This window comes from Alteromonas sp. G4i35, assembly GCF_054960375.1.
The window spans coordinates 152,308-168,232 of record NZ_JBHNZD010000002.1; the positions used below are offsets into that span (position 1 = coordinate 152,308).

At 45.1% G+C, this 15,925-nt stretch carries 14 protein-coding genes and 1 other RNA gene; 7 read left to right on the top strand and 8 right to left on the bottom strand.

From position 1 onward, the window contains the following. Positions 1 to 87: 87 nt before the first annotated feature. The 4 genes from ssrS (at position 88) to ACFI6L_RS01640 (ending at position 3,847) form a co-directional block, all read left to right on the top strand. A non-coding RNA gene (gene ssrS / locus ACFI6L_RS01625) (6S RNA) lies at positions 88 to 270 on the top strand. Positions 271 to 291: 21 nt separating this feature from the next. Beyond that, positions 292 to 1,188, top strand: coding sequence for a ribokinase (locus ACFI6L_RS01630; protein ID WP_014950380.1), 897 nt, complete (start codon positions 292 to 294; stop codon positions 1,186 to 1,188). 22 nt (positions 1,189 to 1,210) lie between these two features. Beyond that, a complete protein-coding gene (locus tag ACFI6L_RS01635; RefSeq protein WP_061095682.1) occupies positions 1,211 to 2,152 on the top strand; it encodes a nucleoside hydrolase in 942 nt (313 codons plus the stop codon). Between the two features lie 66 nt (positions 2,153 to 2,218). Continuing rightward, the gene (locus ACFI6L_RS01640) at positions 2,219 to 3,847 is read left to right on the top strand and encodes a hybrid sensor histidine kinase/response regulator (RefSeq protein WP_462573307.1); all 1,629 of its coding nucleotides are present in this window, start codon (positions 2,219 to 2,221) and stop codon (positions 3,845 to 3,847) included. A gap of 71 nt (positions 3,848 to 3,918) precedes the next feature. Here ACFI6L_RS01640 and ACFI6L_RS01645 read toward each other — a convergent pair whose 3' ends face one another. Beyond that, positions 3,919 to 4,149, bottom strand: coding sequence for a hypothetical protein (locus ACFI6L_RS01645; protein ID WP_462573308.1), 231 nt, complete (start codon positions 4,147 to 4,149; stop codon positions 3,919 to 3,921). On the opposite strand from ACFI6L_RS01645, the gene ACFI6L_RS01650 reads away from it, so the two are divergent. The 3 genes from ACFI6L_RS01650 to serA all read left to right on the top strand — a co-directional run bounded on the left by ACFI6L_RS01650 (position 4,148) and on the right by serA (position 7,092). Continuing rightward, on the top strand, positions 4,148 to 4,768 hold the full coding sequence (locus ACFI6L_RS01650; protein WP_156078726.1) for a 5-formyltetrahydrofolate cyclo-ligase: 621 nt from the start codon (positions 4,148 to 4,150) through the stop codon (positions 4,766 to 4,768). The genes ACFI6L_RS01645 and ACFI6L_RS01650 overlap by 2 nt on opposite strands. Positions 4,769 to 4,858: 90 nt before the next feature. Continuing rightward, positions 4,859 to 5,515, top strand: a complete 657-nt coding sequence (rpiA, locus tag ACFI6L_RS01655) for a ribose-5-phosphate isomerase RpiA (protein ID WP_014950385.1) — start codon at positions 4,859 to 4,861, stop codon at positions 5,513 to 5,515. 347 nt (positions 5,516 to 5,862) lie between these two features. Further along, positions 5,863 to 7,092, top strand: a complete 1,230-nt coding sequence (gene serA / locus ACFI6L_RS01660) for a phosphoglycerate dehydrogenase (RefSeq protein ID WP_014980012.1) — start codon at positions 5,863 to 5,865, stop codon at positions 7,090 to 7,092. A gap of 126 nt (positions 7,093 to 7,218) precedes the next feature. Here the strand turns inward: serA and ACFI6L_RS01665 are convergent, their stop codons facing one another. The 7 genes from ACFI6L_RS01665 to ACFI6L_RS01695 all read right to left on the bottom strand — a co-directional run bounded on the left by ACFI6L_RS01665 (position 7,219) and on the right by ACFI6L_RS01695 (position 15,828). After that, positions 7,219 to 7,977 carry a DUF481 domain-containing protein gene (locus ACFI6L_RS01665; protein ID WP_462573309.1) on the bottom strand — a complete coding sequence of 253 codons (759 nt, stop codon included), beginning with the start codon at positions 7,975 to 7,977 and terminating at the stop codon, positions 7,219 to 7,221. Between the two features lie 213 nt (positions 7,978 to 8,190). After that, on the bottom strand, positions 8,191 to 8,994 hold the full coding sequence (locus tag ACFI6L_RS01670) for a DUF481 domain-containing protein (protein WP_014950388.1): 804 nt from the start codon (positions 8,992 to 8,994) through the stop codon (positions 8,191 to 8,193). A gap of 133 nt (positions 8,995 to 9,127) precedes the next feature. Next, complete coding sequence (locus tag ACFI6L_RS01675; RefSeq protein ID WP_462573310.1) at positions 9,128 to 9,952, bottom strand: HDOD domain-containing protein; 825 nt, start codon at positions 9,950 to 9,952, stop codon at positions 9,128 to 9,130. A 40-nt stretch (positions 9,953 to 9,992) separates the two neighbouring features. Beyond that, the gene (locus tag ACFI6L_RS01680; protein WP_039228189.1) at positions 9,993 to 10,283 is read right to left on the bottom strand and encodes a DUF1289 domain-containing protein; all 291 of its coding nucleotides are present in this window, start codon (positions 10,281 to 10,283) and stop codon (positions 9,993 to 9,995) included. A 271-nt stretch (positions 10,284 to 10,554) separates the two neighbouring features. Further along, entirely contained in the window at positions 10,555 to 11,265 is a 711-nt protein-coding gene (locus ACFI6L_RS01685) for an SIMPL domain-containing protein (protein ID WP_462573311.1), read from the bottom strand. A gap of 163 nt (positions 11,266 to 11,428) precedes the next feature. Then, entirely contained in the window at positions 11,429 to 14,551 is a 3,123-nt protein-coding gene (locus ACFI6L_RS01690; RefSeq protein ID WP_014977213.1) for an efflux RND transporter permease subunit, read from the bottom strand. After that, positions 14,551 to 15,828 carry an efflux RND transporter periplasmic adaptor subunit gene (locus ACFI6L_RS01695; protein ID WP_014950392.1) on the bottom strand — a complete coding sequence of 426 codons (1,278 nt, stop codon included), beginning with the start codon at positions 15,826 to 15,828 and terminating at the stop codon, positions 14,551 to 14,553. The genes ACFI6L_RS01690 and ACFI6L_RS01695 overlap by 1 nt, the downstream gene beginning before the upstream one ends. Positions 15,829 to 15,925: the final 97 nt, after the last annotated feature.

The window sequence follows — 15,925 nt, forward strand, 5'->3', positions numbered from 1 at the left end:
CACGCAAAATAGTTATAAAGCGCTTTAGGTGATCCTCTTCACTGGATCTCGCGTTTGTTATACCCTGTTGCGTTAATACAACAACAATGTTTCCTGGGATGTTTGCTAGTTCATTCATGTCCCTGGCCGATGCTTTAAACCAAGGAAGTTGAAACAGCTGCTATTGTGCAAGCTCGACGCGTATCGAGAAGCCTACGGCAATTGTGATACTTCCGCCCTGAACTTTTCGGTTCACGGGCGAAACATGGACAGCGGCATTCTGGGAAGCGCCCTCTTTCGACGGAAGAAGAAATGGCAATAATAAATTTTGGCTCTATAAATATTGACCACGTTTATCAGGTAGATCACTTTGTACAACCTGGTGAGACGTTGGCCTCTACCCATTATCAAACCTTATTAGGTGGTAAGGGTGCAAACCAGTCTATTGCTTTAGCGCAAGCAGGTGCAGACGTAAGACACGTCGGCAGCATTCACGAAAACGACGCCTCATTTAAACAAGCTCTTATTAAGAAGGGTGTTGATTGTCGTGGCGTAAAGTGCTCAGAAGTTCCTTCAGGTCACGCGATTATCCAAGTCACGCCTAGCGGTGAAAACGCCATTGTATTATTTGGTGGTGCTAACCAAACCATTACCGCAAAAACCGTAATGCAAGCGTTAGACGATACGCGTCCTTCAGATTGGGTACTAACCCAAAATGAAACAAGCAGCATTGAAGAAGTACTTCGCCAAGCGAAAGAAAAGCAGCTTAAAGTAGCCTTTAACCCAGCGCCTATGAGCGAGTCGGTTAAGCAGCTTCCATTAGATTGTGTAGATTTACTTATTGTAAATGAAACCGAAGCTGCTGCGATTACCGGTAAAGAAGAACTTGAAGATATTGTGACAGTGTTCAAAGAGCAGTGGTCACACAGCGAAGTTATTATTACACTGGGTAAAGCGGGTGTAATGATGCTGCGCAAAAACGATGTTGTAGAAGTAAAAGCATTCTCTGTAGACGCGGTAGATACCACCGCAGCCGGTGACACCTTTATCGGTTATTTCCTGTCTGCATACAGCAACCACACCGATGCTAAACAAGCATTGCGTCGCGGGTGTGCAGCTTCAGCCATTGCGGTAACCCGCGAGGGCGCAGCGCAGAGTATTCCAACACAAAAAGAAGTGGATCGTTTCTTAGCGAAACACGCCAACTAGCAAGACGCACTGAGATAAATTGATGGCACATAAGATCATATTAGATACGGATCCGGGGATTGATGATGCAATGGCGATCTTTTTCGCCTTTCAATCTCCAGACATTGAAGTACTTGGCTTAACTACCGTTTACGGTAACGTTCCGGTAACAATGGCTGCGCAAAACGCACTAACACTTTGCGAAATTGCAGGTAAAGATATTCCTGTAACCAAAGGTGTTGGCATGCCATGGGTTGGCCCAGAGTCAACGTACGCACACTTCGTACACGGTGAGCACGGCTTCGGTCATATCAAACCTGAAGCGCCTAAAACCGAGCTTGACCCACGCAGCTCTGCGCAGTTTATCGTTGATATGGCACGTAAGTACCCTGGCGAAGTTACCATTGTTGCTATTGGCCCACTAGGTAACTTGGCCCTCGCACTTCGTCTTGAGCCAGAACTTCCTAAGTTGGTAAAAGGCGTTAGCATAATGGGTGGTGCAGCGTTTGTACCAGGTAACGTTACGCCGGTAGCTGAAGCGAACATTTGGAACGATGCACATGCAGCAGAAATCGTTTTCGCAGCAGACTGGGAACTGAGCATGTTTGGTTTGGACGTAACAAACTTCACGCCGTTCTCGCCAGCCTTTGTTGAAAAGCTTGAAGAGAAAAACAATACCCTTGGTGGTTTTGTGAAAGAAAGCGCCCAGTTCTACATGGATTTCTACTCGCAAAACCGTGAAGATCGCGTGTGTTTCTTCCACGATGCATTCCCGATTGCCCACCTTCGCCACCCTGAGTTATTTGAACTGACTGAAGGTCACGTTCGAGTTGGAACAGGGACACTAGATAGAGGGCAAACCGTGGTTGCGCCTAAAGGTACAACACCGAGCCCACTATGGAATGAAGCAAATACCATAAAGGTAGCGACTAAAGTTGACCACAAAAAGCTGGAACAACTATTCATAGACACCTACGCTCTATGATATGTTTAAGGGATTGTTAATACACAATCCCTTTTTTATTTAAAGCTAGGTTTAAACTCAACGGTTATGAAAGCGGCGCCCCTCCCTCAAAATGAAGATGAACCCCTTGCCGAACTGCTCAGCTACGACGTACTCGATACTGAAGCTGAACAACTCTTTGATGACCTTACAGCCCTGGCCTCTCAAATTTGTGAAACCCCTATTGCGCTTATCAGCCTCATTGATCCAAACCGCCAATGGTTTAAATCAAGAGTTGGTTTAGACGCAGAAGAAACATCACGAGACATCGCGTTTTGCTCACATGCTATTTTGCAAAGCGATGTGTTTGAAATACCTAACGCTACGTTAGACCCCCGGTTTCACGATAACCCGCTGGTGACTGGCGCGCCTGATATTCGGTTTTACGCCGGCGCACCACTGATTACCCCGTCTGGCCATGCAATTGGCACGCTGTGCGCCATTGATAGCAAACCACGCAAGCTAACCGAAACACAAAAAGCCTCGCTCCAAACCTTAAGTAAGTCGGTAGTAGCACATTTAGAGTTAAAGCGGAAAAACCGAGAGCTTGAGCGCACCAGTCAATTCAAGTCTGACTTTCTTTCTTACGTAAGCCACGAAATTAGAACACCGCTTAATGCCATAAATACGTTTAGTCAGTTGCTTGAAGGCGAAGCCCAAAAGTTAAATTTGCCCTCGTCATTTACCACCCCGCTTTCTCATGTAAGCCAAAGCGGTGAAAGGCTTTTAGAAATAGTAAATTCTGTTTTAGATATAAAGCAGATAGAAGCGGGGAAAATGCGTGTGATGCCACGCGCGGTGAATACCAAAGACTTTTTCACCCACTTATTTTCGCTTACTAAGATCCGCGCTGAAGACAGCGGTATCGTATTTAGCACCAGTATTGATGACGCTGTGCCCGACTCGTTGTTTTTCGATGACACCAAATTTGGTCAAGTAGCGCTTAACTTACTGTCGAATGCGATTAAGTTCACTAATCACGGCAAGTCAGTAAAAGCGCAGGTAAAATACAAAAGCGGCAAGGTAATATTTAATGTCATTGATCAAGGCATTGGTATGAGCGATGACGATCAAAAACGGCTTTTTACACCTTTCGAGCGAATGGAAAACGCCCGTCAGATAAGTGGAACCGGCTTAGGCTTGAATATATCGAAGCGCCTTGTCGAGCTCATGGACGGGTCTATTAAAGTTAGTAGTAAGTTGAATCACGGTACCCGAATAAGTGTGACCTTACCTGCCGACGCCCTAAGCGCAAACCAGTTCGTTGAGGCACAACCGCGTAGCTTTGTTGCCCAAGTAAACATAGATAACTCAGTAAATGTATTGGTAGTTGAAGACCACTATATAAACCAAGTGGTTATTCAAACTTTGTTTGAAAAACTGGGCGTGTCGCTTTCTGTGGTAAGCACTGGCGAGGAAGGCGTTGAATACGCCAAATCTAATCCCGTCGACTTAGTTCTTATGGATCTTAATTTGCCAGGTATTCAAGGCGATGAAGCAACAGTAAAAATAAAGGGGTTTAAGCCAAACTTGCCTATTGTTGCATTGACGGCCGATGTCATTACCCAGCCTGAATATTTGCGAAAACAAGGTCTTGATGACGTACTCACTAAACCCATAGATAGTAGCGAATTGGTGCGTGTGCTCAATCACTATTTAGGGCATCCAGACCAATGAATCTATTCGTTTTATTAAGTAGCTTTATCTAAGTAGTTTTACCACAGTAATTTTTCCTGAGTCATCTTTACCTAGCCCAACAAACCTTTTTTAACAGCCGTGGTAGTATAAGCTAACTCAATTGTAAGACAGGAGAACTCCTCTACCATGTCCCCCTCATCTTCAGGAAGCGGCACTTCTAGATCGTTGACGTCTAACAAGGTTAATTCAACGGAAACGGCTTCAGCACCAGCTTTAGCAATGAAACCAACGCAGATTGCGCCGTCGCAAAACATACAAACAAGCGTTTCTAAAGAAGACATGCAGGCCCGCGCTCAGCTTAGAAAAAAGCTTCGCGAGGCACGCCGAGGGTTAACTAACCAGCAACATACGGATGCCGCTAAGCGCATTGCTTCACGACTACGTACGCTGCCCTTTCTTGATAACAGCACGACCATAGCCGGATATTTGGTTAACGATGGCGAGGTCAATTTAACCTATTTTATCGAGTCTATTTGGCAGTCTTTACATGATAAAAAATTCGCTCTACCTGTATTACACCCCGTATGTAAAGGACATTTGTTATTTTTGTCTTATACCCAGCACTCTCAATTGGTGAAGAATAAGTACAACATTGAAGAGCCAGTATTGTCGTGTGAAAACGTCGTTCCTGTTAGGCAGTGCGACGTTATTCTTATGCCGCTTGTAGGGTTTGATGTAAACGGCAATCGCCTGGGTATGGGGGGCGGCTACTACGACCGAACTTTGAGTTTTACCCAACGCGCGCCAGATTCACATTCATTTTCGGGTAGTAAAGCGCCCAAGTTAGTGGGTATTGCCCACGACATTCAAGAAGTAGATGCTCTGCCCGTTGCACCATGGGATGTCCCCCTTGATGCCATCGTGACGCCCTCGCGCACACTGCAATTCACTAAGCCGTGATAGTCATTATAACAAATTGAACATACGAACTTGTGGGTTCACGTGCGCTTATAAGTTACACTTGCGAACACAATAAGTCGGAGAATGACCATGGATCAGAACGCAAAAAAACAAGCCGTAGCCAAAGCAGCCATCGAATATGTTGAAGCAGACAGCATTGTCGGTGTGGGCACAGGTTCTACCGTAAATTTCTTTATTGAAGAACTCGGTAAAATTAAGCACAAAATTGAAGGTGCAGTATCAAGTTCAGAAGCCTCTACCGAGCGTTTAAAAGCCTTAGGCATTGAGGTATTCGAGTTAAACGAAGTCAGCAATCTATCGGTTTATATCGACGGTGCCGATGAAGTGACCGAACACAAGCATATGATTAAAGGCGGAGGCGCAGCACTCACTCGCGAGAAAATTGTAGCCGGTGCGGCGACCACGTTTGTGTGTATTGTTGATGAAAGCAAGCGCGTTCCTGTGTTGGGCTCGTTCCCCCTTCCCGTTGAAGTTATTCCCATGGCTCGTTCTTTCGTAGCACGAGAGCTAGTAAAGCTTGGTGGCGATCCTGAATATAGACAAGGTGTTGTCACCGATAACGGCAACGTTATTTTAGATGTTCACAACCTTGAGATTCTGAATCCTCGTGAGCTAGAACAAAAAATAAATAATATTCCTGGCGTGGTAACGAACGGCATTTTCGCACTACGAGGCGCGGACATAGTGCTAAGTGCTACAGATAGTGGTGTTGAAACCTTTAAGTGATAACTGAGTAAGACGTATAGTGCGGTGAAAAGCTATACAAAATACTACTTTCAACTTAACGCGTTTTCTGTTAGTTTCCGTTTAGACGTCTAGATGTCCTTAAATAAGTTCACTAAGCGTCTTAACTTTTACGTTAGTTAAGGCCAATTCCTTAATAACGAAAGCAATCAACGTGATTATAAAAGCTTGGTAGCAATAATGCCCAAGCAAGGCTTTCAGAGTTGCAAAGCGATGTCGTTGCAGCGCAGGTTATACGCAGCCTTGTGTTTAATAATGGCAGGTTTCTGAGAGTCTTGGATTGGCGGTGCAAGCAAACCAAAATTACATCAGTGAGAGATAGCGAGTTCATGAGCAAAGTTTCATTAGAGAAGGATAAGATCCGAATTTTGTTGTTGGAAGGTGTTCACCAAAGTGCTTTGGAGACACTAAAAAGCAATGGGTATAGCAACATTGAATTTCTCAAAACCTCTCTTCCTGAAGACGAGTTAATTGAGAAAATTAAAGACGCCCACTTTGTTGGTATTCGCTCGCGTACTCAAATTACAGAGAAGGTAGTTGAAGCAGCACAAAAGCTTGTGGCTATCGGTTGTTTCTGTATTGGCACCAACCAAGTTGATCTTGAAGCCACCCAACGCCGCGGCATTCCCGTGTTTAACGCGCCATTTTCTAACACTCGTTCGGTTGCAGAACTTGTACTTGGCCAAATTATCCTTTTACTTCGCCAGGTGCCGAGTAAAAATGCCAAGGCTCACCGCGGTGAGTGGGAAAAAACGGCAGTCGGCTCATATGAAGCCCGTGGTAAGACACTTGGTATCATTGGGTATGGTCATATAGGCACACAACTGAGTATTCTTGCTGAACACCTAGGTATGCGCGTTCAGTTTTTCGATATCGAAGACAAGCTTGTGCTAGGTAATTCTGCCCAAGTAAAATCGCTTGAAAAGCTGCTTAATACCTCTGACGTTGTTTCACTTCACGTTCCTGAAACACCACAAACTCAAGATATGATTGGTGAAAAAGAACTGTCTCAAATGAAGAAAGGCAGCATTTTGATTAACGCGTCTCGCGGTACTGTGGTAGATATCGATGCGCTTGCGAAGGCATTGGAAAGCGGCCAACTAAACGGCGCTGCTATTGATGTATTCCCGGTTGAGCCTAAATCTAATACTGAAGAATTCGAGTCGCCGCTTCGCGCGTTCGATAATGTCATTCTGACCCCGCATGTGGGCGGCAGCACGCAAGAAGCGCAAGAAAATATTGGTATTGAAGTAGCGGGTAAACTCGCGAAGTACAGCGACAACGGTTCAACGCTGTCAGCCGTTAACTTCCCTGAAGTGTCACTGCCAGAGCATACTGGTCGTTCACGCCTACTTCACGTACACAAAAACCAGCCAGGTATTCTTACTCAGATTAACCAAGCGTTTGCAGAAAAAGGCATCAACATCGAAGCCCAGTACCTACAAACTAACGCAGAAATTGGTTATGTAGTAGTTGATGTTAAAGAAGACCGTGGTTATGAAGCACTTGCAGAGCTTCAGCAAATTGATGGCACAATTAAGACACGTATTCTTCACTAAGAAGAGTTGTTTTAAGACTAAATAAAAACGCTGCACAATGTGCAGCGTTTTTTTATGCCTGTGATTTTACTTCAATGCGTTGAAGTGCCCAGCCCTACTTCAGTGCGCTGAGCATATAAGGTAGGCTTAGAAGAAGTTGTAGACTAAGCTAACTGCAGTTTCTGTGTCTAGTTTTTCAACGTCGTCGTCAACATTGGTGTTGTGATCAAGTTTGAAAGAAAGACGCATTGAAAGGTTACCGCTGATTGTAGCTGTAAGTGCAGACTCAGCACGAGATTTCGTGTTGTCAGAACCCACTTCGGTACTTATTGTTTGCGTAAATTTAGCCGTATCAGAAATTTTCCAAGAATAAGCTGATGACGCACGAACGATTACGCTGTCAAGATCTTCGCCATCCTGAGTTTCGATGAATGAGTAACCAGGACCGATTGAATATTCAAGGGTGTGGCGCTTGTTCTCAAGTACTTTTTGGTTCCAACCCGCCGCAATAGTTGATTGGTAATTAAAGTTACTAAAGCGGTCGTCTTCATATGAAGCGAAGCCGAATAAACGGTTATCAGGATTTTCTAGTTTGTAGTTACCCTGGGCTGAACCAAAGAACTTCTGTGCAGAAGTAAACTCGATATCTTCTTGCTCGCCTGCATCATTTTCTTGTTGAACAGTTTCCTGTTTGTACAGACCTTTTAAAACGTAGTCGTTACTCCATTTTTCAAGCTCTTGGTGAGCCTGTATACCCGCACTGATTGACGTGGTTTCAGTGTTACCTGAAGTCGAAATAAAACCTAGTTCGCCTTCCATTGTAAAAGGCTTAACTTCATCGTCCTGAGCGAAAGCGGCTGGAGAAAGAGAAATTGCAACTAAAGATGCAAGCACTTGCTTTTTCATTGAACAATCCTATTGATTATCGGTCCATTCGTTGTACTCGATACCTTTTGAACTGCAAGGCGGTACAACACGAGTTTTTAAAGAGATCTGCTAGACAGTGCCGCGAGGCGGCAAGCACTGCAAACAACGGTGCGCAGTGTACATTTTCAAAGCTCTCAGTCAATGCGAACACGGTAAAAAGCCAAAGATAACCCGTTAATTTACACTAATTGACTAAAAAAACTGATAGACCAGCGCCACGGAGGTCTCTGTGCTTAAGGCTGCGACATCTTCGGCGGTGTCTGTTTCATGGTTTAGTATGAAGGATAACTTCATCGCCAGTGAACCGAATACGTTGGCTGAAAGCGAAGTTTCTGACCGCGATTTCATATTTTCTTCACCCGCCTCAGTGCTAACAAACTGCCTTAACTTGGCGCCTGAGCTCCAGTGGTATTTGTATTCGGCGGACGCTCTTACAATGATGCCATCGTTGACTACGCTTTCATTATCTTCTTCAGCTTCAATAAAACTGTAGCCAGGACCAATGCTATAGCGAAACTCACTGTCTTCACTGCGCCAGAGGCGCTGAGACCAGCCCGCTGCCAGCGAAGCACGGTGATCGTAACCGGTAAATTGATCGTCTTCGTAATCACCGTACATAAAAAGACGGCGACCAGGCGTCATTAGTTTATAGTCGAACTGCGCGCTAGTGAAAAAGCGCTGGGCGCTGATGTCCCGCTCTGTTGTTGGCGTACCGCTTTCTTTATAGAGCAACTCTGCGAAGTAGATACTGCTCCAATTTTCTGTTTCATGGTCCGCATTGACCGCGGCTTTCACGCTGGCAGCTGAGGTGTTTCCGGTGTTTACAAGTACACCTAGTTCACCGTCTAGCGTAAAACGAGGAATTTCGTCATCGGTGTCGGGCGTGAAGTCTGCGTGATAGAGGGTTTGTATAAGATCCCTCGCACTTGCGTGCACACACACGCAGCAACAAACAATGCCAACAACAATGCTTGGCCGGAAGATTTTTTTGAACATAATCTGATTTACGTTGAGCTTTATAGTTTTTAGATTACGTCTTAGTACGACGCTTGTTATACCAATCCTCTGGATGAGCTTTACTACATTTTGCTAATTATCAGTAAAGTAACGGAGTTGTTGCACCGAAAGCTCAGTGAATAAGCGACACAATTTTTGCCGTTTCTTGTTCGGCGTATTCAATTGAATTACTTATCACTTCCATGTTGAGACTTACTGTATTGGCTATCTCAGGGGTAAAAAGTTCAATGTCAGCGTAACTTTCTTTATTTAACTGACTTACCGTAATTCGATTTGCTAAACACAGGACGCAGATATCTACATCAGATTTATGTTTAGCTTCATCATTCATGAACGTTACCGGATAGTACAACCCAATAGGTAAGTGCCAATTTTCTAGTATGATACCGCTGCATTGAGCAAACGTAAAACCGAAATGCTCCAACTGATTAACGTGCTGTAACCCGTTCGTCTCAGCATTCAGGTATGACTGATAGCGTTTAGTTTCTTTCTTGGCCACGACCAGTTCACTTAAGTTTTGCAATATACCCATTACAAAGAAGCGTTCTGCTCCGCGCACGTTAAGTCTCATCGCAAGACTTTTGGCCACCATGCCGCAATACACTGATGCATACCAATGTTTGTCTAAATTTATTAACTTAGTATCAAAGCGTTTAAATGCTGTGCTGGCAGTTTCTGCAATTACCAAGTTATACAGGGCTTCGCCTCCAATCACACTGATTGCTTTGGCAACAGACTCTACTTGAGAAGGAAACCGAAACAGCGAGCTATTCGCCAGCCTTAGTACCTTCGCGGTAAGAGAGGGATCAGCACTTATAAGCTCGCCAATATCCTCGGCGCTGGAACGGGGATCGTCTAATGTTGAACGCAGGCGCACGCAAATATCCGGTAACGTAAATGATTTCGCGGCATACGAAACATACTTATCTAACGACATCTAGAAACTCTCAGTCTACTTTTTACAAACTCAAGGCCGCTTATTCTGAACTTGGCGGATCATCAAACAGCGTGAACTGCCCAATTGATTCCCCCAGCTCTTTTTGCTGTTGCTTGCGAGCGCGCGTCAGCACCGCTTTTTTGCGCCGAGCACAGGCGCTGATTATTTTACGTTTAGTTGCATCATCAACCTTAAGCCAGTACAGGCGCTCGTCGCGACTTCGATAGCACCCTTTACAGAAACCCCTTGGACCTGACTCACACACACCAATGCATGGGCTTGGAATTTCAAAAAACTCCAGCTGTTGGGATTGTGATTTTTGTTCCGTCATGTCAGTGGCATAACCTTCAAAAGGTGAAACGAATACCACTTGGGCTGCATTTTCAAGCAAGCAACAGTGGCCACGCTTTAGCTTTATCAATATAAATTAAAACGCATACTCCAACATCTAGCCACTAGACATTAGCAGTAAGGCATTCCAATCATCTAAGCCACGCTGCTTTAAAACTAAGCAATTCGACTCGCAAGCCTTTTCGATATGACAAAGCATAGCACGAAATACGGCCTGTTGACTGCTATACCATGTTCGAAAGCCTGATGCGCTAGTCGATAAGTGTGTATTCGACAGTAGAAACCACGCGCACTTTCTTTATATGTGGATGATGACTGTCGCGACTAGAAATACTGAACTGCCCTTGGTTAGCGCGCTTAATTTTGCCCAACGTACTTTTTGAATCTTTGGCAAATTTTTCCGCAACCTCTCTCGCATTGAGCGTAGCTTCTTCAACCATTTCCGGCTTTACTTCGTTTAAGCGGGTAAATACATAGTCGGGCTGAGCGCGGTAGCTTTGTTCTGATAATACAATACCAGTTTTAATTAACTCCCCAATTTGCTGCATAAGCGCTCGCACCTTTTCAACATCATTTGAAAAGACAGTAACGGTTTGAATGGCACTGTAGCGAAATGGCGCTTTTTCACTACTTCCGTATTGTTGCGCCAATTTGTCATTTATTTCAGGCTTTCCAATAGTAATGCTTTCTGCTGTAATGCCCTTCTCTTCTAAAAAGCTAGCCACCTGAAGGCTATTCTTTTCAATATGTTCATACAGTTGAGGTAAGTCATTGCCCGCGTCGACAAATTGAATAGGCCAAATAACCTGATCAGCAATGTATTCTCGCTCTGACAATCCTTTTACGGTTACTACTCTATCCCACGTTTGCATATCGTTCATGGCAGAAGACACCTGAACACCAAGCAAAGACACAGCAACCACCATGCCCATCGCCATTACTATCGCCGCACCTATTTTCATTCGAATCTCCATTCTTTCTGTTTTCAACAGGATACAAGCGAATATAAGCTTTTCGGTTTCACAAAACGAGATAAAAGCTGACCAATGGTGGCAAAAAAAAGGCCACTCAAATGAGTGGCCTAAAGAGCCCCTTAAGAGGGCAACGCTTGGGTAGACGGGAGAGTTAACCTTTACGCTGTATCAGGTAATAAAATACCGGAGTTAAGATAAGTCCAAATACAGTAACACCAATCATGCCTGAGAATACTGCCACACCCATGGCCTGACGCATTTCAGAGCCGGCACCGGTTGATACCGCCATTGGTAGTACACCCATGATGAAAGCAATGGATGTCATTAGTATTGGACGAAGACGTAAGCGACTTGCTTCTTTAATGGCTGAAAGCGCGTCCATCCCCTTGTCTTGTAGCTCTTTTGCAAACTCGACAATAAGAATGGCGTTCTTCGTTGCAAGGCCAACCAGTACAATCAAACCTATTTGGGTAAAAATATTGTTGTCGCCGCCATAAACTTGCACACCAATAAGCGCGCTCAGCAAGGTCATGGGAACAATCAATATGATTGCCAGTGGCAAACGCAGGCTTTCGTATTGTGCAGCCAGTACTAAGAACACCAAAAGCACAACTAATGGGAATACAAACGCTGATGCATTACCCGCTAATATTTGCTGATAGGTGATCTCAGTCCACTCGTAAGTCATGCCAAGTGGTAACGTTTCAGCCAGTATTTCTTCAATTGCTGCCTTCGCTTGGTCAGACGAATAGCCTGGCGCTGCTGCACCGTTTATTTCAGCGGTGACGTATCCGTTATAGTGCATAACACGGTCAGGGCCTGCACTGTGCTCAATGTTCAAGAATGAGCCAAGCGGGATCATCTCACCTTGTGCATTACGCACTTTGAACTGCGTAATGTTCTCAATATCCTGACGGTATTGGGCATCAGCTTGTACATTTACTTGGTAAGTTCTACCGAACAAGTTGAAGTCGTTCACGTATAACGAACCTAAGTAGCCCTGCATGGTGGTAAACAAGGTATCGATGTTTACACCTTGGCTTACCGCTTTTTCACGGTCTACATCTACATCGAGCTGAGGTACAGCAACAGTGAAGCTGGTAAATGCATCGGTAAGCGCTGGGTGTGCCCACGCTTTGCCAATCACTTCTTGCGTTACGCGCTCAAGTTCTTCAAAGCCTAGGTTTCCTCTGTCTTCAACCTGTAAACGGAAACCACCAATCGTGCCTAACCCCATTACTGGTGGCGGCGGGAATATTGCCACAAAGGCACCTTTTATAGACCCAAAGTTCTGGTTAAGCTGGGCAGCAATGGCGCCACCAGATAGATCAGGCGTCGTTCTTTTATCAAAGTCAGTCAGCGTTGCAAACAACACGCCTGAGCTTGGACTATTGGTAAACCCGTTAATATTCAAGCCAGGGAATGCAATTGCATCTTCAACACCAGGGTGTTCCATAGCAATACGAGACATTTCACGGATCACTTCTTCAGTTCTGTCTAAGCTTGCTGCATTAGGCAGTTGAGCAAAGGCGACCAAGTACTGCTTATCTTGCGGCGGAACGTAGCCTGTTGGTGTATTGGCAAACTGGAAGTAAGTGAGTCCTAGCAGACCCGCGTAAAGCACCATGATGATACTGCTCTTACGGATAAGCCCACCCACAGCACCAGTGTAGCGCTTTGAATTACGGTCAAAGAAACGGTTAAACGGTGAAAATACAAAGCGGCCAAACACTTTATCCATTAAACGGGTTAACCAGTCATTCGCTTTACCGTGAGGTTTCAACAGTAATGCAGATAACGCAGGGCTAAGCGTTAACGAGTTAATTGCAGAAATTACCGTAGAGATAGTAATTGTTAGGGCAAACTGCTTATAGAACTGCCCGGTAAGACCGCTCATGAAAGCAGTAGGTACGAATACCGCAGCAAGTACCAAGGTTGTGGCAATAATAGGACCGGTTACTTCTTTCATTGCCTGTACGGTGGCTTCAAACGGCGCTTTGCCTTCAGAAATATTACGCTCTACGTTTTCGACAACAACGATAGCGTCGTCTACTACAATACCGATTGCCAACACTAGACCAAACAGCGACAGTGCATTCAGCGAGAAGCCCATTAGCTGCATAAACGCGAACGTTCCCACAAGTGAAATAGGTACTGCAACGAGTGGAATAATAGACGCACGCCATGTTTGTAAGAACAGTACAACAACAAGTACAACTAACAATACAGCTTCAAGAAGTGTACTAATTACCGCTTCAATCGAACCGCGAACAAATACGGTAGGGTCGTAGGCAATTTCGTATTCAAGGCCTTCAGGGAACGCCTTAGACAGTTCCGCCATACGAGCGCGAACGTCATCTGAAATTTGGATTGCATTGGAGCCTGGTGCTTGGAAAACCGGCACCGCTGCCGCAGGGTTATTGTTAATAAGTGAACGCAGTGCATAAAACTCTGAACCTAGTTCGATACGCGCAACGTCTTTAAGACGGGTTATTTCACCATTCTCACCCGACTTAACAATAATATTTTCAAATTCGGCTTCATCTTTTAAACGGCCGCGCACATTGATAAGCAGCTGAAATTCGCTGGTACCCGTAGGCTGTGCACCTAGGCTACCTGCCGCCGCTTGCTGGTTTTGGTCGGCAATAGCGGCTGCCACATCGCCAGGGTTTAACTGGAGCGCTGCCAGTTTGTTAGGGTCTAACCACACTCGCATGCTGAATTCACCAGCACCGAACAGGCGCACTTGCCCAACGCCATTGATTCGCGCTAGCTCGTCTTTAACAAACTGATCTGCATAGTTTGAAAGATAAAGCATGTCATAACGATTATCCGGCGACGTCAGGTGCACAACCATGGTTAAATCTGGTGACGATTTTTCAGTTACCACACCTAAGCGCTGCACTTCTTGAGGTAAACGCGGTGTCGCGCGATTTACACGGTTTTGTACCAGCGTTGTGGCTTCATCTGGATCCGTACCAATGGCAAACGTAATTGTTAGCGTCATACGGCCATCACTGGTTGCCTGTGATGACATATACAGCATGTTTTCAACACCGTTAATTTCTTGTTCTAGCGGCGTTGCAACTGTTTCGGCGATAACTTCTGGGTTTGCACCGGGATAATTCGCAGTTACCACCACGGTAGGCGGCACTACTTCTGGGTATTCAGTGATAGGCAGTTGCCAGACAGCAATTGCACCACCTATAAAAATAAGTAGGGAAAGCACGCCCGCAAAAATCGGGCGGCTAATGAAAAACTGCGAAATGTTCATTACTTAAGACCTGCTGTTGCTGTACCTGTGGCAAATGAACCACCAGATAAAACATCCTCATACTGCGCCATGTTTTGGGTTACTTGTGTTGCATTATCAACACGTGACTGCCAGCTAGATAAGTTTGCCAAAGCATCTTCATCACCCATAGGCACTTCGTTAGCGGCAACTTGGGCACCAGGGCGAACGCGCTGTAAGCCATCAACCACAATGGTGTCGTTTACATTCAAGCCGCTTGTGATGATGCGCATGCTGCCCACTTTGTCGCCTAGCTTAACCGCACGGTATTCCACTTTACTTTCGTCGTTTACAACCAGTACAAACTTATTATTAAGATCTGTGCCGATAGCTTTTTCTTTAATAAGAATGCCCTGTTCATCGGTGTCACCTGCCAATTTTAAGTGTGCAAATAATCCCGGAATTAAACGACCTTCTTCGTTATTAAATACGGCGCGAACGCGAAGTGTGCCGGTGCTACCGTTAACCTGGTTGTCGATGAAATCAATTTGACCCCAGTGGTTATAATCAGACTCGTTAGCAAGGCGCATCGCTACTGGCTGCTCGCTCACTGCTGTTGAAGCCGCTGATTTATCGGTTAGATAGTTTAGGTAGGTCTGCTCATCAATATCGAAATACGCATATAAACGGTCGGTCGATACGATGCGAGTCAACTCTGTTTGTCCTGCGGTAACAAAGTTACCTTCAGTGATGTTTGCTCGAGAAATACGTCCAGAAATAGGTGCTTCAACACGAGCAAAGCCTCGATTTAGGCGCGCTACTTCAAGTGCGGCTTGCGTTTGGTTTAAGCTCGCAAGCGCTTGGTTTTTCTCAGCTAAACGGGCATCAAGAACTTCTTCAGAAACCGCCTGGGTTTTACGAAGTTTAAAAGCACGGCTATAGTTTTGCTCAGCCAACTGAACGCGACTTTTGGCTTCTTCAAGCTGTGCAGTCAATCGATCAACTTCTGCTTTAAACGTGCGGTTATCAATTAAGAATAGGGTTTGTCCTTGTTCGACATATTCGCCTTCGTCAAATGCAACAAAGTCAATATAGCCCGACACGCGAGGGCGAAGCGCAACAATTTGCGGAGACTCTAAACGACCTGTAAAATTATCCCACTCGGTTAAACGCTGAGACACTACCGTTGCCACATCAACAGGAACACCAGCATTTGCGCCAGCGCTCATTGATTGACTTGGATCCTGCTCGTCACCACCGCATGCAGCGACAAGCGCAGTTAGGCTTACTATTGCCAATAAACGGGTAAAAGTTTTCATTGCAAGATTCTCTTAAAAATTAAACTAAAGTTTGATGCTGTGCATTATGCATCGCCACCAACAATAAAAATAATTATCTTTTTATATGCAACACATC

Coding starts and splice junctions, on each gene's coding strand:
- ACFI6L_RS01630 (WP_014950380.1), top strand. CDS start 292: ATGGCAATAATAAATTTTGGCTCTATAAATATTGACCACGTTTATCAG.
- ACFI6L_RS01635 (WP_061095682.1), top strand. CDS start 1,211: ATGGCACATAAGATCATATTAGATACGGATCCGGGGATTGATGATGCA.
- ACFI6L_RS01640 (WP_462573307.1), top strand. CDS start 2,219: ATGAAAGCGGCGCCCCTCCCTCAAAATGAAGATGAACCCCTTGCCGAA.
- ACFI6L_RS01650 (WP_156078726.1), top strand. CDS start 4,148: ATGCAGGCCCGCGCTCAGCTTAGAAAAAAGCTTCGCGAGGCACGCCGA.
- ACFI6L_RS01645 (WP_462573308.1), bottom strand. CDS start 4,149: ATGTCTTCTTTAGAAACGCTTGTTTGTATGTTTTGCGACGGCGCAATC.
- rpiA (WP_014950385.1), top strand. CDS start 4,859: ATGGATCAGAACGCAAAAAAACAAGCCGTAGCCAAAGCAGCCATCGAA.
- serA (WP_014980012.1), top strand. CDS start 5,863: ATGAGCAAAGTTTCATTAGAGAAGGATAAGATCCGAATTTTGTTGTTG.
- ACFI6L_RS01665 (WP_462573309.1), bottom strand. CDS start 7,977: ATGAAAAAGCAAGTGCTTGCATCTTTAGTTGCAATTTCTCTTTCTCCA.
- ACFI6L_RS01670 (WP_014950388.1), bottom strand. CDS start 8,994: ATGTTCAAAAAAATCTTCCGGCCAAGCATTGTTGTTGGCATTGTTTGT.
- ACFI6L_RS01675 (WP_462573310.1), bottom strand. CDS start 9,952: ATGTCGTTAGATAAGTATGTTTCGTATGCCGCGAAATCATTTACGTTA.
- ACFI6L_RS01680 (WP_039228189.1), bottom strand. CDS start 10,283: ATGACGGAACAAAAATCACAATCCCAACAGCTGGAGTTTTTTGAAATT.
- ACFI6L_RS01685 (WP_462573311.1), bottom strand. CDS start 11,265: ATGAAAATAGGTGCGGCGATAGTAATGGCGATGGGCATGGTGGTTGCT.
- ACFI6L_RS01690 (WP_014977213.1), bottom strand. CDS start 14,551: ATGAACATTTCGCAGTTTTTCATTAGCCGCCCGATTTTTGCGGGCGTG.
- ACFI6L_RS01695 (WP_014950392.1), bottom strand. CDS start 15,828: ATGAAAACTTTTACCCGTTTATTGGCAATAGTAAGCCTAACTGCGCTT.